Origin of the sequence: Streptomyces humidus (genome assembly GCF_014649655.1) — a bacterium.
Classification (GTDB): domain Bacteria; phylum Actinomycetota; class Actinomycetes; order Streptomycetales; family Streptomycetaceae; genus Streptomyces; species Streptomyces humidus.
Window position 1 is genome coordinate 186,104 of the sequence record NZ_BMTL01000014.1, and the last position, 17,145, is coordinate 203,248.

The 17,145-nt window shown below is 70.3% G+C and carries 19 protein-coding genes; 11 read left to right on the plus strand and 8 right to left on the minus strand.

The genetic code is table 11. The annotated features are described in order from the left end of the window. Positions 1–50: 50 nt before the first annotated feature. Both IE239_RS18485 and IE239_RS18490 read right to left on the minus strand, forming a co-directional pair. Positions 51–257: a DUF397 domain-containing protein gene (locus IE239_RS18485; RefSeq protein ID WP_190150439.1), complete on the minus strand. Its 207-nt coding sequence runs from the start codon at positions 255–257 to the stop codon at positions 51–53. Beyond that, positions 254–1,057, minus strand: coding sequence for a helix-turn-helix domain-containing protein (locus tag IE239_RS18490; protein ID WP_229878170.1), 804 nt, complete (start codon positions 1,055–1,057; stop codon positions 254–256). The genes IE239_RS18485 and IE239_RS18490 overlap by 4 nt, the downstream gene beginning before the upstream one ends. 289 nt (positions 1,058–1,346) lie before the next feature. Between IE239_RS18490 and IE239_RS18495 the strand changes: the two genes are divergently transcribed. After that, on the plus strand, positions 1,347–1,808 hold the full coding sequence (locus IE239_RS18495; RefSeq protein WP_190150441.1) for an ATP-binding protein: 462 nt from the start codon (positions 1,347–1,349) through the stop codon (positions 1,806–1,808). Positions 1,809–1,940: 132 nt separating this feature from the next. Here IE239_RS18495 and IE239_RS18500 read toward each other — a convergent pair whose 3' ends face one another. From IE239_RS18500 to IE239_RS18510, 3 genes are all read right to left on the minus strand, one after another. Further along, positions 1,941–2,873, minus strand: a complete 933-nt coding sequence (locus IE239_RS18500) for a phosphatase PAP2 family protein (RefSeq protein ID WP_190150442.1) — start codon at positions 2,871–2,873, stop codon at positions 1,941–1,943. Between the two features lie 126 nt (positions 2,874–2,999). Next, the gene (locus IE239_RS18505) at positions 3,000–3,956 is read right to left on the minus strand and encodes a hypothetical protein (RefSeq protein ID WP_190150443.1); all 957 of its coding nucleotides are present in this window, start codon (positions 3,954–3,956) and stop codon (positions 3,000–3,002) included. Further along, positions 3,953–4,294 carry a PadR family transcriptional regulator gene (locus IE239_RS18510; RefSeq protein ID WP_190150444.1) on the minus strand — a complete coding sequence of 114 codons (342 nt, stop codon included), beginning with the start codon at positions 4,292–4,294 and terminating at the stop codon, positions 3,953–3,955. Before IE239_RS18510 ends, IE239_RS18505 begins: the two co-directional genes overlap by 4 nt. 129 nt (positions 4,295–4,423) lie before the next feature. On the opposite strand from IE239_RS18510, the gene IE239_RS18515 reads away from it, so the two are divergent. Further along, entirely contained in the window at positions 4,424–4,882 is a 459-nt protein-coding gene (locus IE239_RS18515; RefSeq protein WP_190150486.1) for a PPOX class F420-dependent oxidoreductase, read from the plus strand. A gap of 250 nt (positions 4,883–5,132) precedes the next feature. Here IE239_RS18515 and IE239_RS18520 read toward each other — a convergent pair whose 3' ends face one another. The 3 genes from IE239_RS18520 to IE239_RS18530 all read right to left on the minus strand — a co-directional run bounded on the left by IE239_RS18520 (position 5,133) and on the right by IE239_RS18530 (position 8,875). Beyond that, entirely contained in the window at positions 5,133–6,071 is a 939-nt protein-coding gene (locus IE239_RS18520; protein ID WP_229878171.1) for an LLM class flavin-dependent oxidoreductase, read from the minus strand. Between the two features lie 171 nt (positions 6,072–6,242). Beyond that, entirely contained in the window at positions 6,243–7,529 is a 1,287-nt protein-coding gene (locus IE239_RS18525; protein ID WP_190150445.1) for a cytochrome P450, read from the minus strand. Between the two features lie 17 nt (positions 7,530–7,546). Continuing rightward, positions 7,547–8,875 (minus strand): glutamine synthetase family protein, encoded by a 1,329-nt coding sequence (locus IE239_RS18530; protein WP_190150488.1) that lies wholly within the window; start codon positions 8,873–8,875, stop codon positions 7,547–7,549. A gap of 353 nt (positions 8,876–9,228) precedes the next feature. Between IE239_RS18530 and IE239_RS18535 the strand changes: the two genes are divergently transcribed. The 9 genes from IE239_RS18535 (at position 9,229) to IE239_RS18575 (ending at position 17,054) form a co-directional block, all read left to right on the plus strand. Continuing rightward, positions 9,229–9,417: a ferredoxin gene (locus IE239_RS18535; protein ID WP_190150446.1), complete on the plus strand. Its 189-nt coding sequence runs from the start codon at positions 9,229–9,231 to the stop codon at positions 9,415–9,417. Between the two features lie 2 nt (positions 9,418–9,419). Continuing rightward, positions 9,420–10,628 carry an NAD(P)/FAD-dependent oxidoreductase gene (locus tag IE239_RS18540; RefSeq protein WP_190150447.1) on the plus strand — a complete coding sequence of 403 codons (1,209 nt, stop codon included), beginning with the start codon at positions 9,420–9,422 and terminating at the stop codon, positions 10,626–10,628. Between the two features lie 14 nt (positions 10,629–10,642). Then, positions 10,643–11,449: an acetoacetate decarboxylase family protein gene (locus IE239_RS18545; RefSeq protein WP_190150448.1), complete on the plus strand. Its 807-nt coding sequence runs from the start codon at positions 10,643–10,645 to the stop codon at positions 11,447–11,449. A gap of 34 nt (positions 11,450–11,483) precedes the next feature. Beyond that, the gene (locus IE239_RS18550) at positions 11,484–12,947 is read left to right on the plus strand and encodes an aldehyde dehydrogenase (protein WP_190150449.1); all 1,464 of its coding nucleotides are present in this window, start codon (positions 11,484–11,486) and stop codon (positions 12,945–12,947) included. Further along, positions 12,940–13,866 carry a 3,4-dihydroxyphenylacetate 2,3-dioxygenase gene (locus tag IE239_RS18555; RefSeq protein ID WP_190150450.1) on the plus strand — a complete coding sequence of 309 codons (927 nt, stop codon included), beginning with the start codon at positions 12,940–12,942 and terminating at the stop codon, positions 13,864–13,866. Before IE239_RS18550 ends, IE239_RS18555 begins: the two co-directional genes overlap by 8 nt. A gap of 11 nt (positions 13,867–13,877) precedes the next feature. Continuing rightward, entirely contained in the window at positions 13,878–14,723 is an 846-nt protein-coding gene (locus tag IE239_RS18560) for a fumarylacetoacetate hydrolase family protein (protein ID WP_190150451.1), read from the plus strand. 49 nt (positions 14,724–14,772) lie between these two features. Further along, positions 14,773–15,375 (plus strand): TetR/AcrR family transcriptional regulator, encoded by a 603-nt coding sequence (locus IE239_RS18565; RefSeq protein ID WP_190150452.1) that lies wholly within the window; start codon positions 14,773–14,775, stop codon positions 15,373–15,375. Positions 15,376–15,612: 237 nt separating this feature from the next. Next, the gene (locus IE239_RS18570) at positions 15,613–16,809 is read left to right on the plus strand and encodes a cytochrome P450 (RefSeq protein WP_190150453.1); all 1,197 of its coding nucleotides are present in this window, start codon (positions 15,613–15,615) and stop codon (positions 16,807–16,809) included. Between the two features lie 32 nt (positions 16,810–16,841). Continuing rightward, positions 16,842–17,054 (plus strand): ferredoxin, encoded by a 213-nt coding sequence (locus IE239_RS18575; protein WP_190150454.1) that lies wholly within the window; start codon positions 16,842–16,844, stop codon positions 17,052–17,054. Positions 17,055–17,145 lie beyond the last annotated feature (91 nt).

Sequence of the window (17,145 nt, forward strand, 5' to 3'; positions counted from 1 at the left end):
ACAAGTGCCGTGAGCAAGCCCGTTGTTCCGCTCAGAAGCCGTACTCGGCCCTACTCCACCGTGAGCGCGACGAACGCCGCCCACTCGCCCCGGCCGACCCGCAGCACCGGCCCGTCACCCAGGGCCTTCGAGTCCCGTACGTACACGGCGTCAAGGCCGGCGGCCACCTCGACGCAGTTGCCACCTCCCGAGCCGCTGTAGCTGCTCTTGAACCAGCGCAGCCCGTTCACGTTCTCGGACACCTGCTCCACGCTCATGTCTCTCCCACCAGCCGTTCAATGAGCCGCGCAGACTCGACGCCGTTCAAAGCTTGCGACCGCAGCTTGCCATACCGCAACCCGAAGGCACTGACCTCTGTTGGATCATGCACGACGCACCCGACATCCTGAGACTCGATGTAACCAAGGTGCTGGTGCTCCTTGGTCTCCAGAACCACAAACGGGCCGTTCAGACCGGAGTGGAGCCCGCACGCGGCAGGCATGACCTGGACCTCCACGTTCCGCAACGCCCCGACCATCAAGAGGTGTTGCCATTGTTCGCGCATGACGTCCCTGTCGCCAACCGGATTCCGCAGCGCCTCCTCACCGATGATGAACGACAGCTCTGCGAGCGGCACTCGGGTCAGCAGCTTCTGCCGACTCAGTCGCGCTTCCGTGTGCTGGTCGATGATCTCCTCGCTGAGCGGTGGGCAGTGCCCGGCGAACAGAGCGCGTGCGTATGCCTCGGTCTGCAGGAGCCCCGACACCAGCAGCGGCTCATACTCGAACCGGCTGACCGCCTCCGCCTCGAAGAGCGCGAAGTTCCTGAAGAACCTCGGCAACTTGGCCCGATCCACCTCCCCCTGGAGCGCGTCCAGCACCCCGCCCGCCTCCAGTGCCCGTTCCGCCGCCACGGTGAACGCCGCCTTCGCCGGCCGCCGACCCTGTTCCACCGAGGCCACCTGCTCCAGCGAGTAGCCGATCACGTCCCCGAGTTGCTGTTGGTTCAGCCCGGCCCGCTTGCGCAGGTACTGCAACAGCACCCCGTACGCCGACCATTCGCCCGGCGCGTCGGGCACGTCGTCCTTCGTCTTCGCGCCCCGCCCCGTCCGCGTCTCCCGTGCGTCCCGTACCGTCCTCACAGCCTCACGTCCTTCCCATCACGCTCCGCGCCCCGCCACGGCCGCGTTCGCCACCGGTCCATGCCCAACGCGACGCGTGGGAAAGGGGATACGCGCCGGACCCGTACAACGCCCGTACAAGCCACGTACAACCAAGCCCGAGGCCGCCCGCCCACTCCGTACGACGAGGACGGCGTACGGGCGTCGTACCTGGTCAGCGGGCCGTGCGCCCGGTGACGCTGACACCGTGACACACCAACACCTCACCGACGAGGCGAAGCCGCCGCCGGCTCCCGTCCGCCAACTGACCTTGCGTTTCAGCAGCACCGGACGCGGCGCGCGCCTCGCCCGCCGGCTCGCCGTCCAGCAGTTCACCGAGTGGACCGGGCTCCCGTACGACGCCGACCCGGCCCGCGCCGTCGCCCTCGTCACCGCCGAGCTGGCGTCCAACGCGGTCCGCCACGGCAGCCTCCCCGGCCGGGACTTCCGGCTGACGCTGCACCTCTTGCCGGACCGCTTCCGCGTCGAGGTGACGGACAGCCGCCCCGAACGGCTGCCCCCGCCCGTGACGGCGCGGCCCGCCGACGAGACGTCGGGCCGCGGCCTGCTCCTGGTCGAGGCCTACGCCGACGATTGGGGAAGCACCGTCCGCGACGCGTACACGAAGACGGTCTGGGCGGAGGTACTGCTCCCCACCACCGGAGCTTGAGCCGGCCGGCCCACTCCGCGTCCGGGTCAGGCCCGGCGGAAGCCGCCGCCGAGGCCGGCGAACGAGACCGCCACCGACCGGAGCAGTGCTCCGCCGGCATGCGCCGGTTCCCGCCCGGTGCCCGCCGGGTGGTCAGTCCAGTGCGGGCCGTGTGCGGCGTGCGGTGTGTGCGGGCCGCCCGACTGCGGCGTACCAGACCAGAGCCGCGCATATGAAGGCCGTCGCTGCCGAGACCAGTGACCTTGTGAGGGTGTCGTTCCGTGCGCCGGAAACGAGGGCGACGGCCAGTGCCAGCGTCAGGGTGACGACGGGCAGCGCACGGGGGCTCCGGGTGGCGGCTGGCGCGGCGGCCGACGGCAGCAGCCAGGTTGCGAGGCCGTAAAAGACACAGGCCAACAGTGTGGCTCCCAGCACTTCGCTGGGCCGGTGGCCGCCCATGGTCGCGCTGGCGGCGGCGATGCAGGCGAGCCACAGCACACCGGCCGTGGCGACGTAGGGGCGGATGCGGGGGGAAACCACGAGGACGGCGGCGAGGGTCAGCGCGGCGGGGATGGCCGTGTGCCCGCTGGGGAAACCCTGATCAAGGAGATTCTCCGGCGCGCCCACCAGATCGGGGCGGGGGAGGATGGTCGATTTGAGCACCTCCTTGCCTGCGGTCGTGAGAATGACGACCCCGAGCGCCGCGCACCCCTGCCGCCAGCACCGCCGCACCAGGGTGAGGATCACGATGACGGCCAGGCCCACCATCACGGTGGGCTTGGCGCTCAATTCCAACGGCGGCAGGGGCGTCGAGCCGTAGGCCGATCCTGACAGGGGGTAGATCCACGCTTCCTCGCCGCCCTGTTCACCGAGATGAAACAGGGCGTTCTCGGCTCGTTGCCCCCACGGGGTGCAGATGGCGAGCAGGTAGACCGCCAGGAACCCCAGGGTGTACAGCAGAGCCGGCATCCACGGCCGTGTCGTACGCGACGGGCTGGGGTCGTCGGTGGCCTCGGTGGCCTCGGGAGCCTGCATCGAGGCCTTTGGACGGTGCGCGGGCAGGGACTGATAATCGTGCTGAGTCATCGCTCTTTTTCTTCCGTTGGGGGGAGTTCGGTCACGCATGCCTTCCGGCACGGCACGGCACGGCGCAGCGCGGCATGTGCCGCGGCGTGGGCCGCCGGGCTCGGCCGGCCCACCGGGGGTCCGCTCCTATTCGGCGAGTGCCTGCCCCTGCCGGCGCTGGGCGGCGATCGCCAGGGCGGGGAGGGGTGCGATCAGCAGGATGAGGACGACCAGGTCCGGAAAGGACTGCATGAACGCGTCCGGCCGGACGACGATCGCCTGCATGCGGACGACCGCGAACGCCGCGACGGGGATCAGCCACCGGTGGTCGCCGGTGGCGGCCGTCGCCACCCACGCGGCGATCAGCGCGGCGACTTCGAGGACGAACAAACCGCGCTGGAAAGCCGGACTGACGGAGATGACGTGCAGGCCCCCGGCCACGAACATGGCGAGCACGACGGGGGCCAGCCAGCGGTACGAGCGGCGTCGCAGACGGCCGGGACGGCAGAGCGCCAGCACGGCGCACGCGGCGCACAGTGCTCCCGACAGCACCAGGTCACGGGCCGTTATCGGGGCGCCGAGACCGTAGTAGCCCAGGCCCGCCTTGCCCTCGTCGCCGAAGAGGGTGCGGCCGTGGGACGTGGCGCCCGCCCAGATCATGGCTGCCGCGGCCGGCAGCGCGATCCACGCTCTGCCGCGGAGCAGGGCGATCAGGCAGCCCAGCGGGAGCAGCCCGTAGGGCAACAGCCGTATCCGCGTGGGACCTTCGGCCCACGGGTACCAGCCGGAGAAGCGGAAGGCGATGGCGTGCTGTCCGGGGTCGATGTGCAGTGCCCAGTGCCACACGTCCTGCAAGTACGGAACCAGTGCCAGCGCCGCGAGGGCCAGGGCGGCCAGATGGATGCCGTCCAGCCACCACGGCCGGGCCGTGTCGTCGACGACGGCACGGGCGCGGGCCTGTAACCCGGCGCGCACCAGGGCGGCAACTTCCCGCGGCGGGGGCCAGGAGCGGCCGGGATACGCCTCGGACAGGCAGGCCAGCACCTCCTCTCCCTGCCGGGAACGGTGGGGCTCGGGGTAGGCCGCAAGCAGCAGACGATTCATGCCGGGGCCGCTCCGGCATTCCGCGAGTGTCCCATGACGACGGCCGCCGCCTGCTGCATCCGCAGCGCCTCCCGGCCGAGCGCCTCGGTGCCGTCCTCGGTGAGCCGGTAGTAGCGCCGCGCCCGCCCGTCCACGATCTCCTCATGGCCGGCGGCCACCAGCCCGGCCCGCTCCATCCGCTCCAGCGCGCCGTAGAGAGTGCCGACAGCGATCCGGAGCCGCCCGTCGGTGGCCTGCTCGGCAGCCTTGATGATGCCGTAGCCGTGCAACGGACCATCCATGAGTGCAGCAAGGATGAAGTACTGCGGTTCCGTCAGGGGCGGATTCTGTCTGGTCATGCATCGAGCATATATCGAGCTACGAGATATATCTGCCATCCATGGATCATCGTCAGAGCCTGTTGCGGAAGTTGGCAGGGCACAAGAGGGCCGTGGAATGCCGTGCACGTCAAGGAAGTTGATCGCAGCATGACTCAAGGACCAGCGCCTCGCTCCCTGTCCGATGAAGCCCTCTCCGATCTGCTCGCCGGGCAGCAGTTCGGGACCCTCGCCACTGTCAAGCGAAGCGGCCATCCACACCTGACCACGATGCTCTACAGCTGGGACCCCGAGGTCCGCATCGTGAGGCTGTCCACCACGGCCGACCGCGTCAAGGTCAAGCACTTGCAGCGCAACCCGCGCGCGGCGCTGCATGTGCAGGGTGGCGACGTCTGGTCGTTCGCCGTCGCCGAGGGCGCGGCGGAGACTTCCGAGATCACTACGGTTCCAGGCGACGCGGTCGGGCGGGAACTGCTCGCGATGATCCCGACGGCCGCGAAGCCGGAGAACGAAGAAGCGTTCCTCGAGCAGTTGGTCACCGAGCGCAGGGTCGTCATTCGGTTGAGGGTGGAGCGGCTGTACGGGACGGCCTTGGACATCAACGGCTAGGGGGCGACCGTGCTGGTCGTAGCCATTCGTTGATGGCTGCAACCGGCACGGCCGCGTGGTAGCGGACGGCGAGTTCGTCGTGCCTCGGCGAGTTCGTCGTACCTCGTCGCAACCGCGCGGCGGCGCTTCAGCCGTTCGGCGCGACGAGGGGCCGTCAGGCGTTGCGGAGCGGCTTCACCGGGAGTGCGGGGCGTGCCTTCCCGTCGAGAGTGGCGACGCCCCCGCGATGCGGGACAGCGGTCGGCCCCCGTCAGACGGTCAGGGACTCGACGCGGCGCATCACCTCGCGGCAGAACGCGCCCACTCCGTTCGGGTCGTCGGTGAACTGCGAGGGCTTGACGCAGAAGGTGGTGAAGCCCTGGGCCATCTGCTCGGGGAGGGGCTCGAGGGCCTGTGCGAGGTCGGCGCAGGAGTCGTCGTCGGGGAAGACGGCGCGCGTGCTGCCGATCATCTCCAGGTCGGCGATGTCGCGGCCCGCGGCGGCCATCGCGGTCTTCAGCTTCCGCATGTCCTCGGGCTTCACCCTGCCCAGGGGGTTGAAGGCGTGCCCGTAGCGGACGATCCTGCGGACCATGGCGTCGTGCATGCCCGCGCCGCCGAAACACAGTCGGGGGCCGTCCGGGCGGTATGCCTTGGGCTCGAAGCAGACGTCCTGGAAGGTGTAGTGCTCGCTCTCGTGGGACACCGGAGAAGGCCCCCACACCTTCGCCCAGATCTCGAGGTGTTCGTCGAGGAGCTTGCCGCGCAGGGAGAACGGGACGCCGAGTGCCGCGTACTCGTCCCGGCTCCAGCTGACGTTGGGCAGCACGATCAGCCGGCCCTCGGAGAGAAGGTCGAGGGTGCCGAGCTCGCGGGCCAGGAGCAGGGGGTGGCGCAGGGGAGCGATGACCGCGGACGCGGCGAGACGCAGGCGATCGGTGACCGCGGCGATCGCGCTGAGCAGCATGAGCGAGCTGGGCCAGGGAGTGCGGGGGTCCTGGTTGCCGGGCAGGGCGTAGTCGCGCGGGTTGCCCATCACGCCGCCCGCTCCGGCGTCGGGGCCGAGCACGATGTGTTCGCTGATCATGACCGAGTCGAATCCGGCGTCCTCGGCCTCGCGGGCCCAGCGGATCACGGTCGGTAGATCCGCGCGGCCCCCGGTCATGGTCCAGTTCTCGCTCAGGACCAGTTGCATGCGGGGAGTGGTCATCGTGGCGCTCCTCAGGACGAGTGCACTTGGGGGCGGACGGGCGGACGGGCCGGCGGACGGAGGGGCGGCCGTTCGTCCGGGTCGGGCCGCCCGGCCTGCCGCGGCCGCCACGCCTGCCGCGACCGCCCGGGCGGCCACGGCAGGCGGACAGGTGGTCAGTCGGTCAGGTGGTCAGGCGAGGGTGACCTCGACCGGCAGCTTCTTGATGCCGTTGACGAAGTTGGAGCGGACACGCGGGACTTCGCCCGCCAGGCGGATGTCCGCGATCCTCGGGACGAGCTCCTCGAACATGATGCGGATCTCGGTGCGGGCGAGCAGGTTGCCCAGGCACAGATGGGGGCTGCCCTTGCCGAAGGTGACGTGGTCGTTGTCGGCGCGGGTGACGTCGAAGTCGTACGGGTTGCCGAAGACCTCCTCGTCGCGGTTGCCGGAGGCGTACCACATGACGACCTTGTCGCCCTCCTTGACGTGCTTGCCGCCCAGTTCGACGTCGCGGGTCGCGGTGCGCCGGAAGTGGTAGACGGGGGACGCCCAGCGCAGGAACTCCTCGACCGCGCCCGGGATCAGCGAGGGGTCCTCCTGGAGCCGGGCCAGCTGCTCCGGGTGCTGGAGGAGGGCCAGCATGGAGTGGGTGATGGTGTGCCGGGTGGTCTCGTTGCCGGCCACGACGAGGAGCAGGAAGTAGTTGTCGAAGTCCTGCGCCGAGAGGGGCACGCCGTCCTTCGGGGTGGTGTTCACCAGCCTGGACACCAGGTCCGTGCCGTCGCCGCCGCGTCGCTGCCGGGCCAGCTCACGGCCGTACTCGAAGACCTCGAGCGAGGCGGGCGAGCGGAAGGGCAGGTGCCGGTACTGCTCGCTCTCCGCGCTGTTCAGCAGGACGTCGGCGTAGTCGGGGTCGGTGTTGCCGATGATGCGGTTGCCCCAGTCGATGAGCTGCTGGTTGTCCTCCGGCGGAACGTCGAGGAGACGGGCGAGGACGTTGATGGGGAAGTCGGCGGAGACCTCCTTGACGAAGTCGAACGTCCCCTTGGCCAGCGCCGCGTCCAGCGTGGTGGCGGTCAGGCCGCGCAGGAAGTCGGTGTAGCTGTTGATGACGCTCGCGCCGAACTGGCGCTGGAGCAGACTGCGCATGGCGCGGTGGCGGACGCCGTCCAGTTCCAGGATGGAGGCACGCGTCTTGATCTGGTCCTCGTCGACCTCTTCGAGGTTCACGAACTTCATCGAGGTGAAGGTCTCGGCGTCGCGGTCGACGCGGGCGATGTCGGCGTGCCGGGTCACCGCCCAGAAGCCGGAGTTGGGGGCCTCCTCGGGCTGCCAGTGCACCGGGTCCTGGTGGCGCAGGGTGTGGAACATGCGCCACGGGGTGATCCCGTCGGTGAAGTTGTCCAGGTCGGCGAGGTTGACGTCCGCCAGCGGCATCGGTTCGTTCACGGCGGCGGTCGGGGTCTCGGTCGTCATCGCATGGCTCCCAGTTGTCACAGGTGGTAGGCGTATTCGGTGAACTCCCAGTCGGTGACGTGCCGTTGGAAGCGTTCGACTTCATTGCGCTTGTAGGAGAGGAAGGAGGCGGTGAAGCCCTTGCCGAGGACCTCGGTCAGTTCCGTGTCCGCTTCCAGGGCGTCCAGCGCGGCCGGCAGGCTCATGGGCAGCACGGCTGCCCTGGCGGTGTCGTAGCCGTACCCCTCCAGCGGGGCGGGGGGCTCCTCGCCGGCCAGCACACCGAGCAGCGCGGCGGCGATCGTGCCCGCGATCAGCAGGTAGGGATTGGCGCCGGCGTCGCCGAGGCGCAGTTCGAACCGGGCGCCGGAGCCGCGCTCGGGCGGGATGCGGACCATGGCGCTGCGGTTGTCCAGGCCCCAGTCGATGAGCCAGGGGGCGAGGGTGTCCGGGCCGAAACGCTTGTAGGAGTTCACGGTCGGGTTGGCCAGTGCGGCCAGGGCCGGGGCGTGGGCGAGGATGCCGGCGACGGCGTGGCGGGCGGTGGCGGACAGCCCGTACGGCCCGGCGGGATCGTCGAAGGCGTTGCCGGCGCCTTCCTCGTCGGAGCTGTCGCAGGACAGGTGGAGATGGAAACCGGAGCCTCCGGCGTCCATGAACGGCTTGGCCATGAAGGTGGCGAGCCTCCCCTCCTTCCGTGCCAGCTCCTTGATCGCGGACTTGAAGCGGAAGGCGCGGTCCGCGGCGGACAGAGCCTCGGAGTGGGTGAGGTTGATCTCGAACTGGCCGCCGTCGAACTCGTGGTTGCCGTTGGTCACGCCGATGTTCATGTCCCGCAGCAGGCGCAGCGTGCGCAGCAGGTGGTTGTCGCCGTCGGCGCGCAGACCGGCGGTGTACACGGTGCCGGTGGCGCCGGAGTAACGCTTCCAGCCGCTCGGGGAGGCGGGGTCCTCGTCGCAGAGGAAGTACTCGAGTTCGGGGCCGACCACCGGACGCAGACCGTGTTCGGCGCACCGGTCGAGGACGGTGCGCAGCAGGTCGCGGGGTGACTCGGTCGCGGCCAGACCGGTGGCCGGGTCGGTGACGTCGGCGAGGCAGGAGGCGACCCCGGGCTCCCAGGGGAGCGGGACGAGGGTGTCCAGGTCGGGTCGCACGGTGATGTCGGGCAGGCCGGCGTCGAGACCGCCGGAGACGGGGACCACGTCGCCCTGGGGGCTGGTGTGGTAGACGGCCCGGCAGAAGGCCAGGCCGTGGTCGCAGGCCGACGGCAGGTGGTCCAGCAGGACGTCGCGTGCGCGGTCGCTGCCTATGAGGTCGGGATAGGTCACGCGCACCACGTCGATGCCCTCGGCGGCGAGCCGCTGCATGTGCTGACGGAGGCTGGAGGTTGGGGCTGCGCTCACCGATGTCTCCTCGGGCGCTTGGGGGTGTGGGTGACGGGGGAGTCGGAGGGGCCGGCGCCGGTGAGGGCACAGGGCCGTCTTGTTTGGTGCCAAACGGTATGGGTGCTGCGGACGCCCCGCAAGAGGGGGATGGAAAAAAATTATCCGCATGGATAGGTATTGACCAGGGGTGGACGGCTTCCTATGTTGTTTGAAGCCAAATGAGTAAGGGATCGGTCAGTCGCCGATCCCTTGGCCGGGGCCCGGCCGCCCAGCGGTCGGGCCCCTCTTCTTTCCCCGCCCCCGCCCCGACGCCGTCAGTTTCAGGAGGACCGGCCATGAAGGTCGTCGTCGACATGAACAAGTGCCAGGACCACGGCCAGTGCGTCTTCGCCGCCCCCGATGTCTTCTCCATGGACGACAGCGGCCACCTGGCCTATGTGTCCGACCCCGACGACGCGCTGCTCGACGAGGTCGAGGAAGCCGCCGACGTGTGTCCGCTCCAGGCGATCCGTATCGAGGTCTGACGATGAACGCACGCATCGTCGTGGCCGGCGCCTCCATGGCCGGCCTGCGCGCGGCCGAGCAGCTGCGGGCCGCCGGCTGGACCGGAGCCGTCACGCTCGTCGGTGACGAGCCGCACATGCCCTACAACCGGCCGCCCCTGTCCAAGGAGGTCCTGGCCGGCAAGGCCCCCTTCGAGTCCCTCGCCTTCCGCCCGAGGGCGAGCCTGGCCGACGCGGAGTGGCGACTGGGCACCCGGGTCGTCGCCACGCGGCTCGCGGAGAACATCGTCGAGTTCGACGACGGCGAGGCGCTCACGTACGACGGTCTGGTCGTCGCCACCGGCATGCGGCCCCGGCGCCTGCGCTGCCCCGGCCCGCTCGACGGCCGGCACACGGTCCGCACCATCGACGACGCGCAGGGCCTGCGGCAGGCCCTCACCAGGCCCGGAGCCCGCGTGGTCGTCGTCGGAGGCGGCTTCATCGGCTGCGAGGTCGCCGCCACCGCCCTCGCTCTGGGCGCCCGGGAGGTGACCGTCGTCGACCCGTTGCCGCTGCCGATGGTCGGTCCCCTCGGCGAACTCCTCGCCAGGGCCCTGCTGAAGCGCCACGAGGAACGCGGCGTGCGCTTCGCCCTCGGCACGGGCGTGACCGGCTTCACCGGCGACGGCCATGTCACCGGCGTCGCCCTCGGCGACGGCACCGTCCTGCCCGCGGACGTGGTGGTCGAGTCGGTCGGATCGGTCGCCAACACCGAGTGGCTGGAGGGCAACGGCCTCGACCTGAGCGACGGCGTGCTCACCGACGAGCACCTGCGCGTCGGCGGACGGCCCGACGTGGTGGCCGTCGGTGACGTCGCCCGTTTCCCCAACGCCCGCTACGACGGCCTGCCGCGCCGTGTGGAGCACTGGTGCATCCCCACGGACACCGCCAAGCACGCAGCGAGGACCCTCGTCGCCCATCTGACCGGCGCCGGCCACGACCTGTCCCCGTTCGCGCCGCTGCCCACCTTCTGGAGCGACCAGCACGACTTCCGTCTGCAGTCCTTCGGGGCGCCCGTACTCGGCAGGGAAGACGTGCGCGTACTCGAGGGCGACCTCGACGGTGACGTCGTCGTCGGCTACCACGCCGGTGGCCGGCTGGCCGGTGTCGTCGCCCTCGGCGGCCAGGCCGCGGCGGCCGCCGCCTCCCGGTACCGCGCCGAACTGCTCAAGCAGCCCGCCCTCACCGCCTAAGGACTTTGCTGATCATGACCACCGTCCGTGGATTCCTCTTCCCCAAGACGGCGAGCGGAGCCTCGTCGCTGATCCCCTCACCGCCCTACCGGTACTCCGGCGACCTGCTCACCGTCGAGTACCGCACCGATCCGGCACGCGTGCGCGAACTGCTTCCCGAGCCGCTGGAACTCGCCGACGAGGACCCCGGCGCGGTGGCGCTGATCTGGGCCGACTGGCAGTCCTGCTCGGCATCCGGCGAGGAACTGCTCGATCCCGTGCTCTCCCAGTACAAGGAGGCCTTCGCGGTCGTGCGCTGCACGTACCGGGGACAGACCTACTCGCGATGCGTCTACATCTGGGTCGACAAGGACTTCGCCATCGCGCGAGGGCTGCACCAGGGCTACCCGAAGAAGCTCGGCTCGATCCACCAGACCCGCCCGCACCCGTACGGGCCCGCCCCGCGCATCGAGGCGGGGGCCCGTTTCGGCGCGACGCTCGCCGCCGCCGACCGGCGCCTCGCCCAGACCGTGGTCACCCTGCGTGAGCCGTCGGAGACGAACGGCTTCGTCAACGCCCACCCGATGGCCCACCACCGCTGGCTGCCCTCCATCGAGAAGGGCAAGGGCCTCGCCCTCGACGAGCTGATCGAGTCGGGCGCCGCGTCCTTCGAGGCGGGACCGGCCTGGCGCGGCGACGCCGAGCTGGAGCTGTTCGAGGCGCCCACCGAGGAACTGGCCCGCCTGGAGATCCGCGAGCCGATCGCCGCCTACTACCGCCAGGTCGGCGTCGTCTGGGACGGCGGCCGACTGCTGGAATCCGGCACCTCCGGCGCCGAGTAGACCCCACCCCCTCGTGAGACCGGAGGAACACAGCATGAGCGAACACACCATCACCGTGGCCGGGGTCGCCGTCGACACCCGGCACTGGATCGGCGGCGAGCGCGTCGCCTCGACACAGACGTTCCCGGACGTCTCGCCCATCGACGGCCGTACGATCGGCGAGATCTCCCGGGGCACGGCCACGGAGGCGGCCGCCGCCGTGGCCGCCGCGAAGGCCGCTTTCCCCGCCTGGGCCGCCACGTCCCGGGCGGAGCGCGCCCGCATCCTGCACGCGATCGCCGACGGGGTCGAGAAGCGGATCGAAGAGCTCGCCATCGTCGAGACCACCGACAACGGGGCCCTTCTGCGCTCCCACCGCCGCGGAGTGATGCCACGCGTGGCGCACAACTTCCGCTTCTTCGCCGACTGGCTGCAGAGCCTGGACCACGAGGACTTCGACACGCGCGGGCACACCAACCACGTGAGCTGGGACCCGGCCGGTCCCTGCGTCCTGATCACCCCGTGGAACGCCCCGCTCATGCTGGCCACCTGGAAGGTCGCGCCGGCCCTCGCCGCCGGCGACACGGTCGTGCTCAAGCCCGCCGAGTGGTCGCCGCTGACCGCCTCCCTGCTGGCCGACATCGCCGCCGAGGCCGGGCTCCCGGCAGGTGTCCTCAACATCGTCCAGGGCTACGGATCCGAGATCGGCGACGCGCTGACCTCGCATCCGGACGTGCGCCGCATCAGCTTCACCGGTTCGGTGCCCACGGCCAAGCGGATCGCCGCGTCGGCGGCGGCGAACCTCACGCCCCTGAGCCTCGAACTGGGGGGCAAGTCGCCGCTGCTGGTGTTCGCCGACGCGGACCTGGACCTCGCCGTCGACCTGGCGGTGGAGCAGTACGACAACGCCGGCCAGGTGTGCCTCGCGGGCACCCGGCTGCTGGTCGAGGAACCGGTCGCGGAGGAGTTCACGCGCCGGTTCGTCGAGAAGGCGAGCGGGCTGAAGCAGGGTGATCCGCGCGACGAGGCCACCGACATCGGGCCCAACATCCACAACCTCCAGCTGGAGAAGATCGACGGCTTCGTGCAGCGGGCCGTGGCGGACGGGGCCCGCGCCGTCATCGGCGGCCACCGCAGGGACGGCCAGTACTACGCGCCCACCCTGCTCGCCGATGTCGCCCAGGACTCCGAGATCGTGCAGGAGGAGGTCTTCGGCCCGGTCCTGACGCTGCAGACCTTCACGGACGAGGACGAGGCCGTCCGGCTCGCCAACGGCACCCGCTTCGGGCTGGCCGCCACCGTGACCACCGGCGACCCGGAGCGCGCCCAGCGCGTCACCGCGCAGCTGGTCGCGGGCACGGTGTGGGTGAACTGCTTCTTCGTCCGCGACCTCCAGGCCCCCTTCGGCGGCTCCCGGCTCTCCGGCGTAGGCCGCGAGGGAGGCACCTGGAGCTTCGACTTCTACTGCGACCTCAAGAACACGGTGACCGCGCCGAAGGGATGGAAGGACCATGGGTGAGATCGTCGGGGCGGGCCTCCTCGCCCACGTCCCCACCATCGTGCTGCCCGAGGAGACACGGCTGGAGCTCAACGGGGGCAAGGAGATCACCCTCGTCACCGGCCTGCACCAGCTTCGCGAGGACGTCTTCGCACGTGACGACTACGACACGGTCGTCGTCCTGGACTCCCACTGGGCCACCACCGTCGAGTTCGTCGTCACCGCGCAAGCCCGCCGGGCCGGCCTGTTCACCTCCGAGGAACTGCCACGCGGCATGTGCCGGATGCCGTACGACTTCCCCGGTGACCCCGAACTGGCCGGGAACATCGCGAAGTTCGCCGACAAGCACGGCACCTGGATCACCCCGATCGACGACGACTACCTGCCGATCTACTACGCCACCATCAACCTCTGGAAGTTCCTCGGCGAGGGCCTGCCCGACAAGCGCTGGGTGACCATCGGCGTCTGCCAGACCGGCGACATGGAGGACCACCTGCGGCTCGGCCGCGCCCTGGCGGACGGCATCGCCGCCACCCCGGGCCGCCGGGTCCTGCTCATCGCCTCCGGTGCGCTGTCGCACACCTTCTGGCCGTTGCGCGAACTGCGCGACCACGAGGCCGGAGACCCGGTGCACATCTTCACGCCGGAGGCCCGCGCGGCGGACCACGAGCGCATCGCCTGGTTCAAGGAGGGGCGTCACGACAAGGTCCTCGACACGATGGACGAGTTCTGGAAGTACAAGCCGGAGGCGAGGTTCTTCCACTACCTGATGATGGCCGGCGCCCTGGGCGAGCGCGCCTGCGTCGCCGAGGCCCGTCAGTACGGCGAGTACGAGAACTCCATCGGCACCGGCCAGGTGCACCTCTGGTTCGACCGCCCGGCCGACGGCTGGACCGGCGCCGGCCTGCCCGCCCCACGCACCCCTCACCGTCACATCTAGGAGTCCGGAACATGCCCGAGTACCGACGCATCCTCCTCGACGGCGCCGCCGTCCAGGTCACCGTCGACGACGACGAACTCGTCGCCGGGGACGGCCGCCGCGTCAAGATCGAGGACGCACAGCACCTGCCGCCGGTCGTCCCGTCCAAGGTGATCGCGGTCCACCTCAACCACCGCAGCCGTGTCGACGAGTTCCGGATCGACCTCCCCGGCACGCCGACCTACTTCCACAAGCCGACCTCGGCCCTCAACTCCCACAAGGGCGCCGTCGTCCGCCCCGAGGGCTGCAAGTGGCTCAACTACGAGGGCGAGGTGGCCATCGTCATCGGGAAGACCGCGCGCAACGTCTCCCCGGCCGAGGCGGGCGAGTACATCGCCGGCTACACCGTCGCCAACGACTACGGACTGCACGACTTCCGCGACACCGACGCCGGCTCCATGCTCCGGGTGAAGGGCTCCGACACCCTCTGCCCGCTCGGCCCCGGACTGGTCACCGACTGGGACTTCCGCGGCAAGAGCCTGCGCACCTACGTCAACGGCAAGGTCGTCCAGGACGGCACGACCGACGAGATGAAGTGGGACATGCACTACCTCGTCGCCGACATCGCCCGCACGATCACCCTCTACCCGGGCGACGTCCTCCTGTCCGGCACCCCCGCCAACTCCCGTCCCGTCCAGCCCGGTGACGTCGTCGAGGTCGAGGTCGAGGGCCTCGGCCGGCTCACCAACCACATCGTCACCGGCCCCACCCCGATCCGCACCGACGTCGGCGCCCAGCCCACCGAATCGGAGGAGGTGCTGTCCACCGCCCTCGGCGGCGACTGGGAGTTCCGCGGCATCCGCCCGCCGAAGCGCTGACGCCTCCGCGGCGGCCTGCCGGCCCCGGTGTCCGGGTAGGGTCGCGTCCATGAGCGATTCCTCCGACAAGCCCTCCGCCAGGCCCCGCAAGCGGGTGGACTACGGGACCGGCCGTGAGGCCCTGCTCAACGCGGCTGTGCGCGTCGTGGCCCGGGGCGGGCTGCGCAAGCTCACCTATCGCGCCGTCGCGGAGGAGGCGGGTGTCACGCACGGGCTCGTGGTGCACCACTTCGGGTCGCGGGACGCGCTGGTCGAGGCAGCCCTCGAACACGCGGTGCGCACCAGCGTGCGGACGAGTTCCCTGGAACCCGGCACGGGCGACATCGCGGACTTCGCGGCGGGACTGGCGGACATGGTCACCCGTCAGCCGGCCCTGCAGACGTTCCAGTACGAACTCATGCTCGAGTCCCGGCGCAGGCCCGAGCTGCTGCCGCAGATCCGCGCGCTGTACGACGAGTACTTCCAGGCCACGGAGAGGGAGCTGTCGCGCAGCCTGCCCGAGGGCACCAGCCCTGCCCTGACCCGGCTGGTCTTCGCCGCCATGGAGGGGCTCGTGCTGCACCAGCTGGTCTTCGGCGAGCCGGACGTCACCGAGGGCGCGCTGAAGGAGCTGCGGTCCCTGTTGACCCGGCGGTCCGGAGGCGCGGAGTAGTCGCCGGCCCCTGGCGATTCCTGCCGTCACGGCAGGTCAGGACGAGCCCCCGTCGCACTGCGACGGGGGCTCGTCCGCTTCCGGCGGCGTAAAGAGTTGATTACGCGGCTGCGAAGTATTGACGAAATTATCCGCGTGGATAATTCTCGACCGATACGGGGACCTTGGTTGCCCCTCTCTTTCTCTCCACTCCGAGCTCCGCCTCCGCCTCGCGTCCGATACGAGGAGTGTCACGACATGACCGTCACCACCGCAGGACCCGCGTCCGTCACCGGGGATCTGCTGCCCTTCCGCGACCCGGGCTTCCGTGCGGATCCCTACCCGTACTACGCGCGGCTGCGCCGGGAGCACCCCGTCTACAGGCATCCGGCCGGCCTGTACGTCGTCTCCCGCTACGAGGACGTCGCCCGGCTGATCCGCAACCCCACCCTGAGCGTGCAGCAGCTCGACTTCGGGCCGGCCGCCCCGATCCACCACACCATGCTCGGCAAGGACGCCCCCGACCACACGCGGCTGCGGCGGATCACCAACCGCTGGTTCACGCCCAAGGCCGTCGAGGAGTGGTCCAAGGTCATGCGCGCCTCCGTGGAGGCCGTGCTCGACGAGGTCGAGAAGGGCGACGGCGCCCTGGACGCGGCCGACGGCCTCTCCCTGAAGTGCACCTTCGAGACGACCTGCCACATCTTCGGCATCGAGCCGACCGACATGGACACCATCCAGCGCAAGACCTACGAGATCGGGCTGAGCCTCGGTCCCGGCGGCAACGACGAGGAGGCCCGCGCCACCACGGAGGCGTTCGCCTGGTTCGCAGGGCACATCCGCCGGCTCGTGTCCGACAAGCGAGCCCACCCCGGCGAGGGACTGATCGACGCCTTCATCGCCGCGCAGGACGAGGGCAGGATGACCGAGGAAGAGGTCGTCCACACCATCTTCCTGTTCTTCGCCGTGGGCCACCTCGACGTCAAGCACCTGATCAACCACGGCATCTGGCTGTTGACGCAGCAGCCCGGACTGTTCGCCGCCTACCGGGACGAGCCGGAGGCGCGGCCCGGCATCATCAACGAGATCCTGCGGATCGACACGCCCGAGTCGATGGTGGTGCGTCTGACCACGCAGGACACGGTCATCGGCGCCACCACCGTGCCGGCCGGAGAGGCGCTGGCCCTGCTCATCGCCTCCGCCAACCGCGACCCCGAGGTCTTCGCCGACCCCGACACCTTCGACCACACGCGCCCGCTCGCCGCCGGCCAGCACCTGGCCTTCGGCTCCGGCATGCACGGCTGCGCCGGCCAGGTCCTGGCCCGCGCCGAGGCCGACATCGTCTTCAGCTCGATCGTCAACCGGTTCTCCGGTGTCGAGCTCGCGGGCGAGCCCGCCTACGCCCACACCGAGTTCCTGCGCACCATCACCCACCTCCCCGTCCGTTTTCGCTGATCCCCCGACCCCTCCGAGAGACAGGAGCAGTCATGAAGGTCGAAGTCGACCTCAAGAAGTGCCAGGACCACGGCCAGTGCGTGTACGCCGCCCCTGACCTGTTCGCGCTGGACGACGAGGGACGCCTGTCCCTGCGGTCGCAGGCGACGGACGTCTACGTGGCCGACGTGGACGAGGCAAGCGCCGAGGCGCTGTACGAGGCCGCCGAGGTCTGTCCGCTGCAGGCCATCACGGTGCACGAGTAGACGGGAACGCGGCATGTCCGTCAGACCAGGTGGGAGCGGTTGAGCTTGATGGAGACCCGCACCGTCGGAGCCGTACGGCGCAGGCCCCGCA